This is a genomic window from Arthrobacter sp. StoSoilB22, from assembly GCF_019977315.1.
Taxonomy (GTDB): domain Bacteria; phylum Actinomycetota; class Actinomycetes; order Actinomycetales; family Micrococcaceae; genus Arthrobacter.
On the sequence record NZ_AP024652.1, the window covers coordinates 2,698,722 to 2,717,851 of the forward strand.

Here is a 19,130-nt window from a genome sequence, read left to right on the forward strand (position 1 = left end):
AGCGGCAAAGCAGGGGCTGCGCTTAATTGCGTGGCCTGTCTTGGCAATTGGCGTACCACTCCAGGAGTTCTCATGCCCGGTCGTTCAGCTACCCGATCACAGCGAGTCTTCAGGGGATTTCTTGTTCCCTTGGTGATTGGCATGACGGCGGCCCTGCTGCCCCTTACCGCACCAGCTGCAGTTGCGGCAGGGCCCTGCGACCCCGTGGTGAACCTCGTGGCGTGCGAGAACTCTAAGGCCGGAAGTCCGCCGTCGGAATGGGACATCAGCGGTGCCGGCGATGACAGCATTCAGGGCTTTTCCACCGAAATCAGTGTGAATGCGGGGCAACCCATTCGCTTCAAGGTGGATACGAGTGCCCCGAGCTACACCATTGCGATTTATCGAACAGGCTGGTATGGCGGCCAGGGGGCGCGCAAGATCGCCGACGTAGTGCCTTCGGTGCTGCGGCAAAACCAGCCAGCTTGCCGGAGTGACGCCACCACCGGCATATATGACTGCGGAACCTGGGCGGTTTCCGCAACGTGGCAGGTGCCGGCCACAGCCGTCTCAGGGGTCTATATCGCCCTGCTGAAGCGGCCCGATACGGGGGCGAAGAGCCACATCACCTTCATTGTGCGCAACGACGGAAACCGTTCCGCTGTGATCTTCCAAACCGCTGACCAGACGTGGCAGGCCTACAACTCATACGGCGGTGCTGACTTCTACCAAGGCGTCAACGGCCGTGCCTATAAAGTCAGTTATAACCGCCCCGTGGCCACCAGGGGAGGACCGGATGGCCGGGATTTCTACTTCGCCAACGAATACCCCATGGTGCGTTTCCTGGAACAGAATGGTTACGACGTCAGCTACATCAGCGGCCTGGACGCGGACCGCAATGGCGCAGAGCTGCTGAACCACAAGGTGTTCCTGTCAGTAGGCCACGACGAATACTGGTCGGGACCGCAACGTGCGAACGTCACTGCTGCAAGGGATGCAGGAGTGAATCTTCAATTTCTCTCCGGTAACGAAATGTACTGGAGAACACGGTTTGAGCCGTCTGCGGTTGACGGTGCAGCCAACCGCACCCTGACGTGCTACAAGGAGACGTGGGCAAACGAAAAGATTGATCCCACTGCCCAGTGGACAGGCACCTGGCGTGATCCTCGCTTCGCGTCCCAAGCCAACGGCGGAGGCCTTCCCGAAAACGGCCTGACAGGCACGTTGTACATGTCAAACTTTTCAGACCTGCCGGTGACAGTCTCGGCTCAGGAAGGGAAGGCCCGCCTATGGCGCAATACGTCGTTGGCGTCGCTTCCGGCTGGTTCTTCGGCAGCATTGGCTCCCCACACCATCGGATACGAGTCAAATGAAGATCTGGACAACGGGTTCAGGCCTGCGGGTCTGGTCAAGCTGTCCACCACCGTGGGGAACGTTCCACAATATCTTCAGGACTTCGGCAACACAGTGGCTCCGGGAAGCACCACGCACAATGTGACTCTTTACCGGGCAGCAAGCGGAGCCTTGGTCTTTTCTGCAGGCAGTGTCCAATGGACCTGGGGCCTGGACCAGGAGCACGACGGCAATGGTGCAGCGGCCGATGTACGCATGAGGCAGGCACAGGTCAACCTACTGGCCGATATGGGTGCACAGCCCGCCACGAGGGCTGCCGGTCTGGTTGCGGCAGCACCGAGCACCGATACCACCAAGCCCACGGCCGCCATCACAGCGCCGGCCAATGGTGCAACGGTGGCCCACGGAAGCAGCGTCACAGTAACGGGAACTGCCGCCGATGTGGGCGGCGTGATCGCTGGCGTGGAAGTCTCCACCGACGGCGGCACCACGTGGCATCCTGCCCAAGGCAAGCAAAATTGGACATACAGCTACGTCCAAACGGGCTTCGCCACGGCAACCATTCAGGCCCGGGCCATCGACGATAGTGCCAACATCGGGGCGGCCACCGTCAGAAACCTGACTCTCAGTGGGCCCTACAGCGTCTTCGGCCAAACCGTTCCAACGGTCAAAGACTCCGGTGACGGAGGCGCCTATGAGATGGGCCTCCGGTTCACTCCCTCTGTGGATGGCTTCATCACAGGGGTTCGCTTCTACAAGAGTGCTGCCAACACGGGAACGCACACAGGATCCTTGTGGAGCTCCACCGGCGAGCGCCTGGCCACAGTGACCTTCACGAATGAAACGGCTTCGGGGTGGCAGACCGCACTCTTTACGCAAGCTGTTCCGGTGGCGGCCGGACAAAAGTACACGGTCTCCTATTGGGCACCCAACGGTCACTACGCCACCAAGGACTTCCAGTGGGCGAGCTTCGGATCCGCCGATCCCCCGCTGAAGGTGGCCGGAGGATTCGGGGCCGAACCGGCCGGTGTCTATGCAACATCCCAAAGCTTCCCCACCGCCAGCTATAACGGCGGCAACTACTTCGCTGATGCTCTTTTCAGCACCGTGGACAGCTCGCCTATGACCGTTTCGGGACATTCCCCCATTCCCTCGTCCTCGAGTGTTCCTGTTGACACGAAGGTGAGCGCGGTCTTCTCCAAGCCCGTCACTGCCGCCAGTGTGCAACTGACCGTGCAGTCGCCGTCGGGGCCGGTAGCAGGCACCACGGCGTACGACGCCGCCACGCGTCGGGCGACGTTCACGCCGTCGAACGCTTTAGCCTTCAGCACCCAATTCACCGCAACCTTATCCGGCACCGATTCAATTGGTGGTCCGGTAACAGCCGGCGGAACCTGGACCTTCACCACAGCAGCAACGCTGCCGGTCCCCGGCGCCTGCCCGTGCAGTCTCTTTAATGACTCGGTCACTCCCGGCATCGCCGAACTGCGTGAAGGGGTTCCCCTGACGCTTGGCGTGAGGTTCTCCAGTGTCTCGGCGGGTGAGGTTCTGGGCATGCGCTTCTACAAGTCGGCGGGGAACACAGGAACCCACAACGGCGCCCTCTACTCGGCCACCGGCCAGCAACTGGCAACGGTCGCGTTCACGAATGAGACCGCCTCCGGCTGGCAAACCGCGATGTTCAGTCAACCTGTCCAAATGGCCGCAAATACGGACTACATCGTGTCCTACAAGTCACTGACCGGCACCTATTCAGCCACAACCAATGGTTTCGGATCAGGGATGAGTGTGGGTCCGCTGAGGGCTGCTTCCGACGCAGGCGCTTACACGTACAGCGGCGATTTTGCCTCTTCCCGGTCCACCTCCAGCTACCTGGTGGATGTGGTGGTCACCGTCCCCAACCCGCCGTTTACTGTCGGTTCACAGTCCCCGCTACCCAACGCGGCCAGCGTTCCCTTGAGCTCCGCGGTCAGTGCAGTGCTCTCCGAGGAAGCAGTCGCATCCAGCGTCACACTGGGACTGAAAGTCACCGGTGGAGCCTCGGTAGCAGGGTCCGCCACCTATGATCAAGCCACCCGCAAGGTCACCTTCACCCCGGCTGCACCCTTGGCCGCCGGGACGTCCTACACGGCAACAGTTACTGCGACTTCGGTGTCCGGCCAGCCGATGTCCGGCGGAAGCACGTGGACCTTCACCACTGTTCCGGCTCCGCGAACGCCCGGGGTTTGCCCCTGCACGCTCTTCCAGGACACTGTGACTCCCACCACTCCGGATGCGAATGACGGCGTGCCTTTGTCCCTCGGTGTCCGGTTTGCCAGCGACACCGCCGGGCAGGTCACCGGCGTGCGGTTCTACAAGGCGGCCGGTAACACCGGAACGCACACGGGCTCGCTGTACACAACGGCCGGGCAGTTACTGGCAACCGTGACTTTCGCCAACGAGTCCAGTCAAGGATGGCAGACTGCGTCGTTCAGCCAGCCAGTGAGCATCGAAGCAGATACAGAGTACGTGGTGGCCTACAAGTCTCCCACCGGCAAGTACTCCTACAGCTCAGGCGGATTTGGTGCCGGCCTGACAAGTGGTCCGCTCCGTGCGGCTTCCGATTCCGGAGCCTTCTCCTACAGCGGTGACTTCCCCAATGCATCCTCTACTGCCAATTACCTGGTGGATCTGGTGTTCACGGTGACCACGCCACCATTGACGATTTCCGAGCAAGTTCCGGCACCGGGGGGCTACTGGGATTCCGGTTGACGTCAAACCGTCGATCACTTTCTCATCAGCCATACGGCCGGGCGCTTCGTTCACCCTGACGGCAAATGGCGGCCCGATCGCCGGGGCGGCAGCCCTATCCGCCGACAACCGGAGCGTGACGTTCACCCCCGCAGCGGCGCTGCCCGCCAGCACTGTGGTTACTGCAAGCGTGGCGAATGTCTTGTCCCAACAGGGGCAAGCTTTCCCCACCACTACATGGCAATTCACTACTGCGGCCCCGGCCGTCCAGCAATCCACAATTTTCGGGTCGCTGGTTCCACAGGTTGCCACAACATCGGACTTCATGCCTGTCGAATTGGGTACCGCCTTTACGGTGTCCCAAGCCGGGAACGTGACGGGAATCCGCTTCTACAAGGGAGCTGGAAACACTGGAACCCACGTTGGCTCGCTGTGGAACTCGGCAGGCACCCGTCTGGCGCAAGTGACCTTCACCAACGAGACGGCCACGGGCTGGCAAACCGCCACCTTGGCCACACCAGTGGCACTGGCGACCGGCCAAACCTACGTGGTGTCCTACCGGGCACCGAATGGCCGTTACTCTTCGACGCAAGGCTTCTTCAACCAGACCTGGACAAGTGGGGTCTTCACCGCCACCGGTCCGAACAACGGCCGGTACCGGTACGGCTCGGGAGGCGCCATGCCCACTAACTCGTGGAACGCCACGAACTACTTTGTGGACGTGGTGTACTCAACCACTGCGCCGGCCCAGCAGCAGTTGGCCGCGCCAGCTCCGTCGTCTACAGCCACCCCCACAGTGACACCGGCACCGACCCCCACGGCGACTGCGACAGGCACAGCGACGCCAACTCCTAGTCCGTCACCGAGCCCGACACCCAGTCCCACGCAATCAGGCGGGCTACTCTGCGGGCTGTTGCGGGTCTGCTGACGGCTTTAGCGAACAACGCCCGGGGACCACGCATGGGCGATGAACAAACTGGGCTGGGAGCCGGGTCCGGTTCCCAGCTTCCAGATGTTGCTGTCTCCGTCGGTGGTTTCGTCAGCCAAACCATAAAGAAGGTTCTGGTTATCCAGCCACTCGATCTGGTCATCAACGCTGCGCTTCTCTGAGAGCTCGGTTTCCTGTCCCGTGGCCAGCTCCAGCACACCGACGTTCCAGTGCGGCGCCAGCGCCCCGCCGTCGTTCTTCTTGTACGCAATTCGTGTACCGTCAGGGGAAATGGACGGACACTCCACGTTGTCGTGAATAGCTGTCAAGGTCCTGTCGGACAGGCTCCCCCGCACCAGCCAGATGCGTCCGGAAGAAGCGGCAGTGGCGTAGAAGACATCACCCTGGCCTGGAGCGAACGTCACACCCCATATGTTCCTGTCCGTGGCAAGAACCCGCTCACCATTGACCATCAAGGCGAAGTCCTCAAGGTTTCCTGAGGTGCCGTCCGGGAAGCTGATCTCTGTGGCGGTCGAAAACCCCGCGGCGGCATAGGAATGGCCGGAGACGAATACCGTTGTGGCGATCATGGACCCATCAGGACTGATGCGGGTCCTGCTGGGAATTCCCGGGACCGGCCATGAACGCTGTTGCTGCCAATTGCGGTCCAGGACCTCAGCTTCAAACGCTGTTACCAAGCCCCGGTTTGTTCTCAGGCACACCACTTTCTCCGGTGTTCCGTAAACACGATCGCACTCATGCTCACTCACGGCCCGGGGACCGTCAGGAGCCGACAGCGGGACTGTAGCTGCTTTGCCGTATCCCTGGCCCGACGCTGTATTCCGAAAAAGGATAAACGGGCCTGCCGGAAGAGGCTGGCCTGCCGTGACGCCTACTGATGAAGCGGCAGTTCGGCTCTCTTCAAAACGCTGGTACGCGCCCACAGCATAAATACCGGCCGCCACCAGGACCAGTGCCGTGACAGCAAGGAGTGCGCCCCACCGCAACTTACTTTGAGCCAGCGCGCCACTCATGCCCCGTCACTCACGTCCCCTGCCGGTGCCACCCGGGCGCCACGCAGGATGAAAGCCACAGCCACCACAGCGCAAGCGAGCAAACCGGCCGCTGCCACCATGGCCGTTGGAGCACCTACTGCGTACCACAGGACACCAAAACCTGCCGATGCCGTCATCCGGGTGAGGGCCACCACCGTCTGTGCGGATGCGATGCCCAAGGCAAGCTTTCCCGGGGGCGTCAGTTGGCTCGCCAAGGCCGCCAGAACTCCGTCCGTGGCCGCGTAGAACGCCCCCAGAAGGACCAGACAGCCAATGGTTGCCCAGAGCCCTCCGAAAAAAGGTGCTGCCGCCAGGAGATACGTTGCCAGCAATGCAAGGTGCCCACCCACGAACACCGGAATTTTCCCCACCCTGTCCGCGAGCCTGCCCAACGGAACGGCGAACGCCAGGAACACCACGTTGGTGCCTACGAACAACAGGGGAAACCACTGTACGGCGAAAGAATCCCGAGCCTGCAGGACGAGGTAGATAAAGCCGTCACCAATGGTGACCAAACCCAGGAGGCCAGCAGCAACCAGCAGCTTGCCCAGCCCCGGCTCCTTCAGGTGACTCCAGGAAAAAGCGAACAAACGCCGCTCCTCGCGGTCCTCCGTGCCTTGGAGACCACGTGCTTTGATATCCGGCACCACCAGAGCCAGGACGGCGACACCAATCACCGCGAAAGCCAAAGACACCACAAACACCGTACTGAAACCGTTGGGAATCATCAGCAACACAAAGAAGGCGATCAACGGACCGGTTGCAGCGCCAATGTTGTCCAGCATCCTGTGAACGCCAAAGGATCGCGCCAGATGTTCAGGCTGTGCAGACACGGAGATCAGAGCGTCCCGCGGAGCTGTGCGAATGCCCTTGCCGATCCTGTCCCCGGTGACTATCGCAGCGATCGCCCAGAAACCGCCGGCGAAGAGGAAACCGATCCTGGCGAGCATGGATAAGCCGTAGCCGGCCAAGGCGATTCGTTTGGGGTGGCCGCTGCGGTCGGCGGCCCAGCCGGCTGCGATCCTGACAATCGCGCTGGCTCCTTGGTTGATGCCGTCGATGAGGCCGAAGGCAATGGTGGACAGACCCAGGAATCCGGTCACGTACAACGGGAGGATCGCGGTGACCGATTCCGAGGAAACATCGGTCACCATGCTCACAATGCCCAGCCAGAGGATGACCGGGGACAAACGGAACGGCACTTCACTTGTTAGTGCCGTTCGTGCTCCCTCCGGTTTGTCCCGCTTGCCTCGGTCCGAGAGTGAAATGTACATCGCAGCTCCTAGTCCGCCGCCGTGCGCAGGCTGCCCAAAAGTTGGAAACGGGAGTTGCCTGTACCTGTCGTCGTCACTGACACCGTGACCGTATCCGTGCCACGAACGAACCGTTCGGCCATCGCCCCCTCCGCCGCCGGCGCCGCCTCGAACCAGAATCCATGGGCCACCAAGGACTGGCGGAAGTTCGCCAGAACCTCAGCCTGTGGTTTGCCGATGACGCCATCCGCGGCAACCTGGAGGACATCACCGGAGGTCGAGACTGACGTGGAGCCGATTGTTGTACCTTCGGGCAAGGTCAGGACGCCGGCCGGCCAACCGTCCACCACTTCACCGGCCGCACTTCCCGGCTGGGGCAAGGAGCCGGTAATCAACGGCGCGGGGGCGGAAGGTTCGGGCAAGCCGGTGGGGGTGGTCGTGACCGGCGGCAGGACCTCAAGCGGCTTAGCCGTGGAAGGGCCGCCCTCGCTGCTGGTACCTTCGGTGCTGTTGTCGCTGCTGCTGCCGCCGCTGCCTTCAGTGCCCGACGCCGGGCTGCCGGACTGGGCGGGCTCCCCGGCACCACCTGGGGTCGGGGTCCCTGAAGCGGTGGCGTTGGAGCCTGGGGTTGGGGCCGAAGACGATGTGCTTTGGGCGGCCGTCGGCCCGGGCTTCGCTGCCATCTGATCCAAAATGATGGCTACGGCGGCGATCAGCACAGCAAGGCAAATACCCGCAATGACCAGCCGCCGCGCCATCATGGCATGTCCGGGGTGACGGGCTGGGCAACAGGTTGATGGGCCGTTTCGGAAAACACTGCGGGTAGAACTGACGCCACCCGCATTGTGGTGGCGTTGACGTTTGCGATGGCGATTCGAAGCGCCAAGCTGTTCATGGGGACAGTCTGCCATTGCCGCCCCGATTCGGGAACAGTTTTGGCCCTACCAACGTCCATTTCGCGGCCGCGGCTGGCACACCGGGCAGGTGTAGGAGGAACGGTTCATGAACTGTTCCCGCTTCATGATGCTACGCAAACCTGTTGCCTCGCAGCGGCTGCACAGTTCACCAGCACGGCCGTAGGCATTGAGGGAACGGGCAAAGTAGCCTGAGTCGCCGTTGACGTTGACGTAAAGAGAGTCGAAGCTTGTTCCTCCTGCGTCAAGGGCGGCGTTCATGACGTCCTTCACAGCTTCAATCAGCCGCTCCGCGTCCGCCCTGCGAAGTGTGTCCGTTGCCCTTGCGTAATGGAGGCGGGCACGCCATAAGGCTTCGTCCGCATAAATATTGCCGATGCCGGAAATCACCGATTGGTCCAACAGCGCGCGCTTCAGGCCAGTCTTACGGCCTCTAACCTTTCGGTAGAAGGCATCGAAGGAGAAGAAGGGGTCCAACGGGTCCCTGGCGATGTGGGACGCTTCCTCGGCGATCTCGGGCAGCGGCGTTTCGCCCAGACCACCGGGACCGCCGTCGAGCGTTGGCACCAAGGACGTCACAAAGAGGCCGCCGAAAATGCGCTGGTCAACGAACCGCAGTTGTTCAGGCATGCCGTCAGCGCTGCTTAGCCTGATTCGGACTTTGAGGTGCTTTTCGTCCGCAACGTCCGGGTCCTGCATGAGGAGTTGGCCGCTCATTCCCAGATGGGTCATGAGCGCTACCTTGGGGAGGTCTTCCCGGTTGATTTCAGTGCTGGGATCCGGCGAGTCCGACATGGCAAGTGGCATCCAGAGGAACTTCCCACGGCGCACAACGTCCAGAACGGTGGCGTGTTCAAGATTACCGATGAAGTCTTCGGTACCAAGGGTGTGCCGGCGGATGGAGCGTGCATCCAGCACGTCAACACCGGTGATGGTACGTCCACGCACCCAACGGGCCAAGCCGCGTCGGACTACCTCTACTTCGGGAAGTTCAGGCATGTGGGTTTATGACGTAGCGGGACCGGCGGAGGTGGGGTCCAAAGCAGTCAGAGCACGCCAGGCATCAGCGGCTGCCTCCTGCTCTGCTTCCTTTTTGGAATGGCCCGATCCCCGGCCGTAGGGCGTACCGCCAATATTAAGCACTGCCTCGAAGGTCCGGGCGTGATCCGGCCCCGAGCCTTCCACGGCATAGTGGATGGCGCCCAATTGCCTGCTCGCCGTAAGCTCCTGGATGCTCGTCTTCCAGTCGGTTCCTGCGCCAAGCGCACCGGCGTCCTTGAGGAGCGGGCCCACCAGGCGCATGACCAATTGCCGTGCGGTCTCGATGTCGTTCGAGAGGTACGTGGCACCGATCAGGGCCTCCATGGTGTCAGCCAGGATGGAGGCCTTGTTCTTGCCGTCGGTCAGCTTTTCGCCCTGCCCGAGGTAGATGAACTCGCCGACGCCGATCTCCCGGCCAATACCGGCCAACGCCCGGGTACTGACGACGGCGGAACGCCGCTTGGCGAGCTCACCTTCAGGCAGTGAGGGGTTCTCACGATATAGAGAATCGGTGACCGAGAATCCCAGGATGGAGTCGCCAAGGAACTCAAGGCGCTCGTTGGTGGGAATCCCGCCGTTCTCATACGCATATGAGCGATGTGTCAGAGCAAGACGAAGCGTCTCGGTGTCAATCGAGACACCGAGACGCTTCAGAAGCTCTTCAGTTGAAGACATCCTTAGTCAGCCTGTACGGCAGATTAGGCGTCTGCGACCTTGCGGCCCTTGTATTCAAGGAACAGCGCGGTGCCGGCAGAGTCAGTAACGACCTTTGCCTGGTGCGGCAGGCTGTAAGTAACCTGACCGTTTTCGATGGTCTTGACCAAGTTGGGGGCAGTTGCCTTCCACTGGGCACGGCGGGCGCGTGTATTTGCGCGAGACATTTTCCGCTTGGGAACAGCCACGGCTATCTCATTTCTCTCTTAGACGAACACTTACTAATCGGTTTGCCGGTCAGTCTTAGCCAGATCAGCTAGGGCAGCCCAGCGAGGGTCAATGACCTCGTGGTGGTGCCCCGGCTCGTCTTCCAGGCGCGCTCCGCATTCGGAACACAGGCCCTGGCAGTCTTCCCGGCACACCGGCTGGAACGGCAGCATTGTGACTACTGCGTCCCGCAACACCGGCTCAAGATCGATCAGATCGTACTCGACTCGACGTTGCTCTTCATCGTCTTCCTCTTCTGAAAGCTCAGCACCTTCATAGAAGAAAAGTTCTTGCACATTGACCTCAAGGTCATACGCAAGGGGATCCAGGCATCGACCGCATTCGCCGGTTACTTCGACGACTACGGTTCCGGATACCAGAATTCCTTCGTGTACGGCCTCGAGACGAAGATCCAGCTCGACATCCGAGCCTTCCTTTACGCCAATGAGCGCCACACCAAGGTCACTCGGCGCAGGTACATGCTCGTTGAGTGTCCGCATGGTCCCTGGACTACGTCCAAGGTCCTTGACTACTAGCGCCAAGGGCGAACTTGCATCTCGCTTAATGAGAACTCCTGTAGAACATATGACCGACGTACCATCTTAGCCTGATCACGCTTGAGGACTCAAACCGGCCCCGGGCACAGGTAAATGCGCAAGGGTTTCAGCTTGGGGAACTCCGCGCTAAGGCGCAAGGTACCCGTCAAGCCTACCCCTTACGAGACTGTTCCGCTGGCGGCTCGCCTGCCAGAAGCCTTTTCAGGACAGATTTAGGGACGAAATCGGAGATGTCACCGCCAAGCACATTGATTTCCTTAATCAAAGTGGAGGAAAGGTGCAGGTAATGCGCTTCAGCAGGCAGGAAGACCGTTTCGACGCCAGTCAGCTGGCGGTTCATGGTGGCCATGGGAAGCTCGTAATCGAAATCCGAGGATGACCGCAGACCCTTGACGATGGCTGAAACACCCCGGTGACGGCAGTACTCAGCCAAGAGCCCTTCGCCCATGGGCTCAACGATGATGCCCCGCAACGAAGCCAGCGTTTCACGGGCCATCTCCATGCGGTCCTCAAGGCTAAACCTGTACTTCTTGGCGTAATTCGTTGACACGGCCACGATGACTTCGTCAAACAGGCCGGCGGCCCGGGCAATGACTTCGAGATGTCCGTTGTGGATGGGGTCAAAGGATCCAGGGCATACCGCGCGTCTCATGAGACGAACCTACCCCATGACTTTGCCGGGATACCATGGCTGACATGGCATCCGCAGGCAGTAGCCCCTCCCTAGATATGAGCGCCGGCACCCCCGGAGGCACCCGACCGGCACCGTGGCAGCGTGCCGCCACAGGCGCCAACCTGCTCGCCCCGGGAGGACATCTGGGAGTGACAATCTTCGAGGAAATGACCACCTTGGCACTGTCCACCGGTGCCATCAACCTCGGCCAGGGCTTTCCCGACGAAGACGGCCCGGCGGAGATCAAGGCCGCGGCGAGGTCAGCGATCGCAACCGGCGTCAACCAGTATGCGCCCGGCAAAGGCGTTCCCGCCCTCAGGGAAGCCATCACCTCACACCAGCAACGCTTCTACGGGTTGGAGCCGGATCCGGACACTGAAGTCCTGGTCACAACGGGCGCAACGGAAGCCATCGCAGCTACCCTGCTGGCTTTCATCCAGCCCGGCGACGAAGTCCTGACCTTCGAACCCTTCTACGACTCTTACGGGGCCATCATTGGCATGGCCGGAGGCCGGCATGTCACAGCCCCCTTGCTCGCCCCGGATTTTCTTCCCGACCTCAACGTCTTGGAAGAATCCTTCAGCAGCCGCACAAGAATCGTCCTTCTGAACAATCCGCACAACCCCACAGGTGCCGTCTTCCCGGAGCCCGTCCTAGCCAGGATCGTGGAATTGGCCGAAAAGTACGATGCCATGATCGTCAGCGACGAAGTGTACGAGCACCTCACCTTCGGCGTGGCGCACCTGCCCATCACATCACTGCCCGGCGCCGCAGAACGCACCATCACCATTTCTTCTGCCGGTAAGACCTTCTCCTTCACCGGCTGGAAAATTGGCTGGCTCACCGGACCGGAGCAGCTGGTGGCCGCCGTTAGCACCGTCAAGCAATTCCTGACCTATAGCTCGGGCACACCCTTCCAGGGCGCCATCGCCGTGGGCCTCGCCCTTCCAGACGAGTTCTATACAGGCATCGCTGCCACCCTCCGCGAAAAACGCGACATCCTCGCCGAGGGCCTGCGCGCTGCCGGATTCGGTGTGTACAACCCGAGCGGCACGTACTTCATCAACGTCGATACAGCACCCCTGGGCATCCACGACTCGGTCGACCTCGCAAGGCGCTTGCCCGGGCTCATTGGAGTGGCAGCCATTCCGGTTCCGGTGTTTTGCCACCCGGCAGGAGCCGAACGCACGCGCAGCCTGCTGAGATTCGCCTTCTGCAAGAAGACCGATGTCCTCCAGCAAGCCGCCGAACGGCTCGCCACCTTGAAGGACAGGCTCTGAACGCCGCAGGCTCCGGCCAGCACCAGGCCACGCGCTTCCTCCGAACCACAGGACAGCACGCCACGATCGAAGCCGACACACTGGTTGCGGGCGGGTTCATCCTGAGCATCGGCGGCGCCGAGCAATCACATGTGAACCTGGCCGATCCCTCAGAGATCTTCTACGAATACCTGCGCAGGATCGGGCATGTGGTGGACCTGGCGGCCGAGCCCGGACAACCCATCAACGCCCTCCATCTTGGTGCCGGTGCCCTTACCTTGGCGCGCTATATCCAAGCCACCCGCCCCGGCTCGGAACAGTACGCCGTGGAGCTTGAGCGCGAACTTCTGGACTTCGTGCTTCAGAAGCTGCCCATGCCTGACGGCACCATCCTCACCACGCACATCGGCGATGCCCGAGACTCCCTAGGTGAGCTTCCCGCCCAAGTGGGGTTCGACGTCGTGATTCTCGATATTTTCTCCGGACCGGAAGCCCCTGCCCACATCGCCTGCAGGGAATTCTACGAAGAAGCAGCGGCGCGGCTGCGGCCCGACGGCGTGTTGATCGTCAACGTGGGCGACGAACCTGCGCTGACTCTGGTACGCAGCCAAGTGAGCGCACTGCGCCAAGCCATGGCTGATGTTGCAGCCTTCGCTGAAACAGGAATGTTTGCCGGCCGCTACCCCGGCAACATCATCCTGGTGGGCACCCGCAAGCAGTGGTCTCCGGAATGGACAGCGCAGCTACTGGCCCGCGGCCCCCACCCCGCAACCGTCCTCACGGGCGTGGAGCTGGACAAGATTACTGCCTAGGGCCCGCGAGCGTTAGGCAGGCTCAGCGAACCACAGTTTGGTCTCCCCGTACTTCTTGTCGGCAAAACACTCCAAACCCTGAGGCCAGAGCGGTTCCGGGCTCCGCGAACTCCGTTCCACCACTACAACGGCACCGTCTTCCATATGCGGCGCCAGTTTCTCCAGCACAGCACTCAGCGCCGCCTCATCCAAAGGGTACGGCGGGTCAAGAAAGACCAGATCCCACCTGTCTGCATCGCTTGCCCGCTCCAGGAATGACTCCACCTTGGATCGGTGCACGGAGACCGCCCTGCTGCGCAGCAGCTGGTTCACCAAGTCCGCATTACGCTGGCAGACATCGCTGGCCTTGGCATCGAACTCCACCAGATCCACGCTCCGGGCGCCTCGGCTGGCACTTTCAATACCCAAGGCTCCAGAACCGGCATAAAGGTCCAGAACCCGGGCGTCGTCAATGACGGCCAAGGATTCCAGACGGGAAAACAGAGCCTCCTTGACCCTGTCCGTGGTTGGTCGCGTGGCCGTCCCAGGGACGCTGGTCAGCGGGTTTCCACCCCCAACGCCGGCAATAATGCGGCTCACCGGGATTCTCCGCGTGCGAGCATCCAGGAATCTCTAACCGCGCTCAAGGAACGCCTCCTTCTCAGGGTTCAAATATTCGTCAATAGCGGCGGCCAACGCCGGCTGATGGTCCAAGGACACGTCTTCCGATACGAGGCGTTGGGCGTCAGTACGTGCACGGGCAATGATGTCTTCGTGCTCAAGTACGCGGAGCAACTTCAGCGTGGACCGTCCGCCCGATTGCGAAGCACCCAGGATGTCCCCTTCCCTTCGGAGTTTCAAGTCCTCCTGGGACAGCTCAAAACCGTCAGTTGTTGAAGCAACGGCATCGAGCCGCCGACGACTCGGATGCCCGGGTTCCAAAGTAGTCACCAACAGGCAAGTGCCCGGCAATCCCCCGCGGCCCACTCTGCCACGCAGCTGATGGAGCTGCGAGATACCGAAACGGTCGGCATCGAGGATCACCATGAGCGTGGCATTGTGGACGTCCACGCCCACCTCAATGACGGTGGTGGACACCAGTACTTTGGTGTTGTTGGACGCGAAGGACGCCATGGTCTCGGACTTCACCTGGGGATCCTGCCTCCCATGAAGCGGGGCAACGGGGACGCCGGCCAGCGCCGGCTCCTGCAGGAGGGCGTCGACGACGGAGGTCACCGATGCCAGTTCCCGCGCCGGGCCTTCGTCCGCGAGCTCGGCCTCGCTTGGTTCCGCTTCGCCCGGACTGAAGTCGCCGTCGTCGTCCGAACCGATCTTGGGACACACCACGTAGACCTGGTGACCGGAGTCCACTTCTTCGCGTGAACGCTTCCAGATGCGGTCCACCCAGCCTGGATTTTCAGCGAGTCCCACCACGTGCGTGGAAATAGGTGCGCGCCCGGCTGGAAGCTCATCAAGAATGGACGTCTCAAGGTCGCCAAACACTGTCATGGCAACCGTACGAGGAATCGGAGTGGCCGTCATGACCAGCAAATGTGGAGGTCGCTGCGCCTTTGCGCGGAGGGCATCGCGCTGCTCAACGCCAAAGCGGTGCTGCTCATCCACCACGATCAGTCCGAGGTCCTGGAAGCTGGTTTTGTCGCTCAGCAGGGCATGGGTGCCAATGACGATTCCCGCATTCCCGGAGGCCGCATCCAACATAGCCTGCTTGCGTGCAGCCGTGGGCATGGAACCGGTCAGGAGCGTTACCTGCACGGCTTCCTGAGCCGAGTCACCGCCAAGCATGCCCGCACCACCAAAGATCTGATCGCGGGCCAGCACCCCCAGAGTCTTTCGGATGGAGTGAAAATGTTGGGCCGCCAATACTTCCGTGGGCGCCAGCAGGGCAGCCTGGCCGCCTGCGTCAACCACCTGCAGCATGGCCCGTAGGGCGACGATCGTCTTGCCCGAGCCCACTTCACCCTGCAGCAGCCTGTTCATGGGAGTATCTCGCCCGAGCTCTTCAGCCAGTGTCTTTCCGACGGCGGCCTGGCCGGAGGTCAGCGTAAAAGGGAGGTTTTGATCGAACTTGCTGAGCAAACCGCCCGCGCGCGGCCGGCGCGCAGTGGCTTCCTCGGCGGCGAGCTGCGCGCGCCGGCGTGCCAGCGCCGTTTGCAGCACGAGGGCTTCCTGAAATCGGAAGCGTTCTTGGGCCTGTTGCCAGTCCTTGGCTGTTTCGGGTGAATGGATCAGACGGTATGCCTCAGCCACGCTGAGCAATGCGTCCCTTCGGACGATGCTTTGCGGCAAGGGATCCTGCAGGGAATCCAGGTCCATGGTCTGGAGCAACGCTGTTATCACTTTGTGAATGGACCAGCTGGTCAGCTTAGCCGTTGCAGGATAGACGGGAATGGGCATGGCCGCGAGCTTTTCGGGGTCTACGGCGCCCTCGGCTTCAGGGTCCTCATCCAGCAGAAGGAAGTCCGGGTTGGTCAGGCCAAGAGCCCCACCATACCGGGACACCTTGCCCGAGAACATGGCCCGCCGCCCAGCCAGAAGTTCTGCCTTCGCCCGGAATCCGTTGAAAAAGCTGACCTTCAAGGTACCTGGAACGCCGCCGCCCCCGGCCTCATCAGTGACCACCACATCTGTGATGGAACCACGCCGGGCCCGCATCTGGCGCGTGCTGTTGGACAGCACGCGGGCAATCAACGTGACCTCCTCATCCAGGGGGAGTTTACTGATGGGCGTCAGCTCACCGCGGCTCAAGTACCTGCGCGGGAAGTAGTTCAGCAAAGCCCCGGTGGTCTTAAGGCCCAGGTGTTTGTCGATGACAGCCGCAGAGCGCTTTCCAATCCTGCGTTCGAGGGGCAGTTCCAGTTCAGAATTCATGCCGTGACTGGCCTGGGACGTTGACGGCTTCGATACCGCTGCCATTGGCACCACCGGAGCTTTCCTGAGAGGCCGGCTCGTTGTCGCGGGGTATCGCCAACTGGCTTACCGCGATATCCGTCGGTTCTCCCAATGAGCGGATAAGGGCGACAGCCGGCTCCGGATCGGGAACATGTACGTGAACGCGCCAACGATAGCTGACTTCGACGCCGGTTTCGTCGTCGTCATCATCGCTGCTTTGGGCACCGCCAACCTGGCTCATAATCACGGATTCGCCCATCTCGTCCAAACGTTGGCGGAGAATAGCCGCATTCAAGGGCGAAAGGTTGATGGTGCACATGACTTCCACACCGTCATCGGCAGGCATGTGCTCATGGATGTGGGGGTCCTGCATTTTGTATCCGTGGAGGCCGTCCAGAAGTTCATCCTGAAGTTCCTCCCCCAAAACGGCAGCACGAAGGCAATCGAGCACCAGCAGCATGCCCACGCCCCCTGCATCCACAACGCGCGCTTCATGCAGCTGTGCGAGCTCGTCCTCTGTCCGGACAACAGCTTGGTAGGCGGCCTCCGCCACGGCGTCAAGTGAAAGCCCCAAGGCATGGTTGCTGTCATCGCCGCTCTGGGAGGCGTCCACTGCTTGGGCAGCATGGGCGGCCGCCTCCAGGACGGAGAGCATAGTGCCGGCAACCGGCTCACTGAGCGCGGACCAGGCCCTGATCTGCGCCCTGTTCAATGCGGTGGCAAGCAGTGGTGCACTGAGGCGCGATTTACCAACCAGAGGCTCTGCGGCGGCGCACAGGAAAACGGCAAAGAGCGTGCCCGAGTTACCCCGTGCTTGTTCCATGGCTGCCTGCCCGGCACGCGACAGCAAGGCGCCGACATCGTTGCCGGTTTCCGCGGCATCAGTTGCCGTGCCACCCAAAGCAGTGACGGCTGCCCGGACGGTGAGATAGAGGTTGGTTCCGGTATCGCCATCGGCAACAGGAAAAATGTTAATCGCGTTGAGACGGTCGCTGTGATTGCCGAGGACCACCTCCGCCTTGCCGAGCCAACGTTTCATGGCGTGCGCATTCGCGGCGATCTTAGTCTGCAAAGTGATCCCATCCAACGGTGTCAGCAGTTTGCCCGGAAATCCGGACGCCACTGCCTGGCGGCTCGACAACGGCTTGAACCGAGCCTATCGCAGTGAAGCCCTTCGGCAGCTGTATATCTGCCGGGAAAGTGGCAAGCAAACCATGGTCTTCTCCCCCGCCCAGTACCCATCGCATAGCGTCATCGCCAAGCAAGGCAGCTGCTGGTTCCAACGTGGCTGCATAAGTCTCCAAGGCCGCAGAATCGAAATTCAGGATCACGCGGCTTGCTGCGGCCAGGCGGCTGCCGTCGCGCATCAGGCCATCGGAGATGTCCAACATGGCGGTGGCACCCGCGCGCGCAGCCAGAGGCCCGGCGAGCAGTGGTGGCAGCGGCCTGCATTGGTTGTCCACCAGGATCCGCAAGTCAGCAGATAAGCTGTCCAAGGAAATCTCGCTTTCCAACAGCGCCCACCCGGCAGCTGCCCTTCCCAGCGTTCCCGAAACAGCCACTATGTCCCCGGGTTTGGCGCCGGACCTCAGCACCGGCGCGAGGCCGGCGAGCGTGCCGACGACGGCGACAGTCACTGCAAGCTCCCGGCCACGGCCCAGGTCCCCGCCAGCCACGGAGCAGTCCGGTGCTCCCAGGCCACTAATCGCCGCCGTAAGGCCATCGGCAAACGCTTCAACCCATTCGACGGGCGTGTCCGGTGGCAGGGTAAGGCTCACCACCATACTGGTGGCACTGCCACCCATGGCGTTGATGTCGCTGAGGTTTTGCGCCGCGGCCTTCCAGCCGACGTCGTATCCGGTGGTCCGATAGCCGTTGCGCCACTCAAGCCTGAAGTCCTGGTCCTGGGTCTGGGTGTCGATGGAGATGAGGGTACGGCCGTCCGGTGCTGCGATCAGGGCAGCGTCGTCGCCGGGTCCCAGGAGAACGCCGGGGCTATGGTGCAGTCGCGGGAAGATCCGGGCAAGGAGCGCGGACTCCGTTAGGTCCTGGACGGTCAACTGATCTACTGGCACTGCACTCGATTCTTCTCTCGACACGGATCTCCACCCTTTTCCAGGTACTGCCTAACGCTATCGCGCTCCACCGACAGGATAATGCGGCACTCCCTCTGGCGTTCCAGCAGGAATGTGACCCCGGCAACGCGTATCTTCCAGCACCCGCGTGCGGGATAGGCTGGATGGATGCACCGTAAGACCCTCCGCCGGACAGCTCTGGCCATCGCCCTGGCTTCCGCATCCGTCACCGCTTTGTCGGCCTGCTCCCCGGCCGTGGACGTCACGGCCGCCGCGGACGCGGCCAATCCTGCCTGCGCACCCATGATGGTGGCCCTGCCAGACCAAATCGGTGATGCGGCCCTTCGCAAAACCAACAGCCAGGCCACAGCCGCATGGGGAGATCCTTCTCAGGTTATTCTCCGCTGCGGCGTAAACGTTCCAGGTCCCACCACAGACCGTTGCGTGAGCGTCAATGACATCGACTGGGTCATCAAGGAAGGCGATCCCGTCTATACCCTGACCACCTTCGGGCGCGAACCCGCCACGGAAATCCTGATTGATCCGGTCAAATTGGAGGCAGCGAACATCAGTTCGGCTACCGTGCTCACCGAACTGGCAGCAGCTGTTGGCAAGATCAAGGCAACCGGAAAGTGCGTTGGCCAGGAAGACCTTCAGAACCTGCCGTCAGCGCAGTAGTCAATCAACCAGG

At 61.7% G+C, this 19,130-nt stretch carries 16 protein-coding genes and 1 pseudogene; 4 read left to right on the forward strand and 13 right to left on the reverse strand.

Annotated features, from left to right (window positions below; translation table 11 throughout):
- Positions 1 to 72 precede the first annotated feature (72 nt).
- Positions 73 to 4,990 (forward strand): annotated as a pseudogene (locus LDN70_RS12575) (DUF4082 domain-containing protein).
- Between the two features lie 5 nt (positions 4,991 to 4,995).
- Here LDN70_RS12575 and LDN70_RS12585 read toward each other — a convergent pair.
- From LDN70_RS12585 to coaD, 9 genes are all read right to left on the reverse strand, one after another.
- On the reverse strand, positions 4,996 to 6,024 hold the full coding sequence (locus tag LDN70_RS12585) for a hypothetical protein (protein ID WP_223940463.1): 1,029 nt from the start codon (positions 6,022 to 6,024) through the stop codon (positions 4,996 to 4,998).
- Entirely contained in the window at positions 6,021 to 7,247 is a 1,227-nt protein-coding gene (locus LDN70_RS12590; protein WP_223942647.1) for an MFS transporter, read from the reverse strand. Before LDN70_RS12590 ends, LDN70_RS12585 begins: the two co-directional genes overlap by 4 nt.
- An 80-nt stretch (positions 7,248 to 7,327) precedes the next feature.
- Positions 7,328 to 8,059: a hypothetical protein gene (locus LDN70_RS12595; protein WP_166840306.1), complete on the reverse strand. Its 732-nt coding sequence runs from the start codon at positions 8,057 to 8,059 to the stop codon at positions 7,328 to 7,330.
- Positions 8,056 to 8,193: a hypothetical protein gene (locus tag LDN70_RS12600; RefSeq protein ID WP_160147638.1), complete on the reverse strand. Its 138-nt coding sequence runs from the start codon at positions 8,191 to 8,193 to the stop codon at positions 8,056 to 8,058. The genes LDN70_RS12595 and LDN70_RS12600 overlap by 4 nt, the downstream gene beginning before the upstream one ends.
- A gap of 46 nt (positions 8,194 to 8,239) precedes the next feature.
- Positions 8,240 to 9,211 carry a bifunctional DNA-formamidopyrimidine glycosylase/DNA-(apurinic or apyrimidinic site) lyase gene (mutM, locus tag LDN70_RS12605; RefSeq protein WP_223940464.1) on the reverse strand — a complete coding sequence of 324 codons (972 nt, stop codon included), beginning with the start codon at positions 9,209 to 9,211 and terminating at the stop codon, positions 8,240 to 8,242.
- Positions 9,212 to 9,217: 6 nt separating this feature from the next.
- Positions 9,218 to 9,928 carry a ribonuclease III gene (gene rnc, locus LDN70_RS12610; RefSeq protein ID WP_142938754.1) on the reverse strand — a complete coding sequence of 237 codons (711 nt, stop codon included), beginning with the start codon at positions 9,926 to 9,928 and terminating at the stop codon, positions 9,218 to 9,220.
- Positions 9,929 to 9,951: 23 nt separating this feature from the next.
- Positions 9,952 to 10,155 carry a 50S ribosomal protein L32 gene (rpmF, locus tag LDN70_RS12615; protein WP_011775139.1) on the reverse strand — a complete coding sequence of 68 codons (204 nt, stop codon included), beginning with the start codon at positions 10,153 to 10,155 and terminating at the stop codon, positions 9,952 to 9,954.
- A gap of 33 nt (positions 10,156 to 10,188) precedes the next feature.
- A complete protein-coding gene (locus LDN70_RS12620) occupies positions 10,189 to 10,716 on the reverse strand; it encodes a YceD family protein (protein ID WP_142938753.1) in 528 nt (175 codons plus the stop codon).
- 166 nt (positions 10,717 to 10,882) lie between these two features.
- Complete coding sequence (gene coaD, locus LDN70_RS12625; RefSeq protein ID WP_142938752.1) at positions 10,883 to 11,383, reverse strand: pantetheine-phosphate adenylyltransferase; 501 nt, start codon at positions 11,381 to 11,383, stop codon at positions 10,883 to 10,885.
- A gap of 35 nt (positions 11,384 to 11,418) precedes the next feature.
- Between coaD and LDN70_RS12630 the strand changes: the two genes are divergently transcribed.
- Both LDN70_RS12630 and LDN70_RS12635 read left to right on the forward strand, forming a co-directional pair.
- The gene (locus LDN70_RS12630) at positions 11,419 to 12,684 is read left to right on the forward strand and encodes an aminotransferase class I/II-fold pyridoxal phosphate-dependent enzyme (protein ID WP_502773745.1); all 1,266 of its coding nucleotides are present in this window, start codon (positions 11,419 to 11,421) and stop codon (positions 12,682 to 12,684) included.
- Positions 12,681 to 13,475 carry a spermidine synthase gene (locus LDN70_RS12635; RefSeq protein ID WP_187697164.1) on the forward strand — a complete coding sequence of 265 codons (795 nt, stop codon included), beginning with the start codon at positions 12,681 to 12,683 and terminating at the stop codon, positions 13,473 to 13,475. Before LDN70_RS12630 ends, LDN70_RS12635 begins: the two co-directional genes overlap by 4 nt.
- A gap of 12 nt (positions 13,476 to 13,487) precedes the next feature.
- On the opposite strand, the gene rsmD is transcribed toward LDN70_RS12635, so the two are convergent.
- Genes rsmD through LDN70_RS12655 form a run of 4 tightly spaced genes read right to left on the reverse strand, consistent with a single transcriptional unit; the run spans position 13,488 to position 18,439 of the window.
- Positions 13,488 to 14,054 carry a 16S rRNA (guanine(966)-N(2))-methyltransferase RsmD gene (gene rsmD / locus LDN70_RS12640; protein WP_223940465.1) on the reverse strand — a complete coding sequence of 189 codons (567 nt, stop codon included), beginning with the start codon at positions 14,052 to 14,054 and terminating at the stop codon, positions 13,488 to 13,490.
- Between the two features lie 33 nt (positions 14,055 to 14,087).
- Positions 14,088 to 16,343: an ATP-dependent DNA helicase RecG gene (locus LDN70_RS12645; protein ID WP_223940466.1), complete on the reverse strand. Its 2,256-nt coding sequence runs from the start codon at positions 16,341 to 16,343 to the stop codon at positions 14,088 to 14,090.
- Positions 16,333 to 17,403, reverse strand: a complete 1,071-nt coding sequence (locus LDN70_RS12650; protein WP_223940467.1) for a DAK2 domain-containing protein — start codon at positions 17,401 to 17,403, stop codon at positions 16,333 to 16,335. The genes LDN70_RS12645 and LDN70_RS12650 overlap by 11 nt, the downstream gene beginning before the upstream one ends.
- A 22-nt stretch (positions 17,404 to 17,425) precedes the next feature.
- Positions 17,426 to 18,439 (reverse strand): thiamine-phosphate kinase, encoded by a 1,014-nt coding sequence (locus LDN70_RS12655; RefSeq protein WP_223940468.1) that lies wholly within the window; start codon positions 18,437 to 18,439, stop codon positions 17,426 to 17,428.
- Between the two features lie 168 nt (positions 18,440 to 18,607).
- Between LDN70_RS12655 and LDN70_RS12660 the strand changes: the two genes are divergently transcribed.
- A complete protein-coding gene (locus LDN70_RS12660; protein ID WP_142938745.1) occupies positions 18,608 to 19,117 on the forward strand; it encodes a DUF3515 family protein in 510 nt (169 codons plus the stop codon).
- Positions 19,118 to 19,130: the final 13 nt, after the last annotated feature.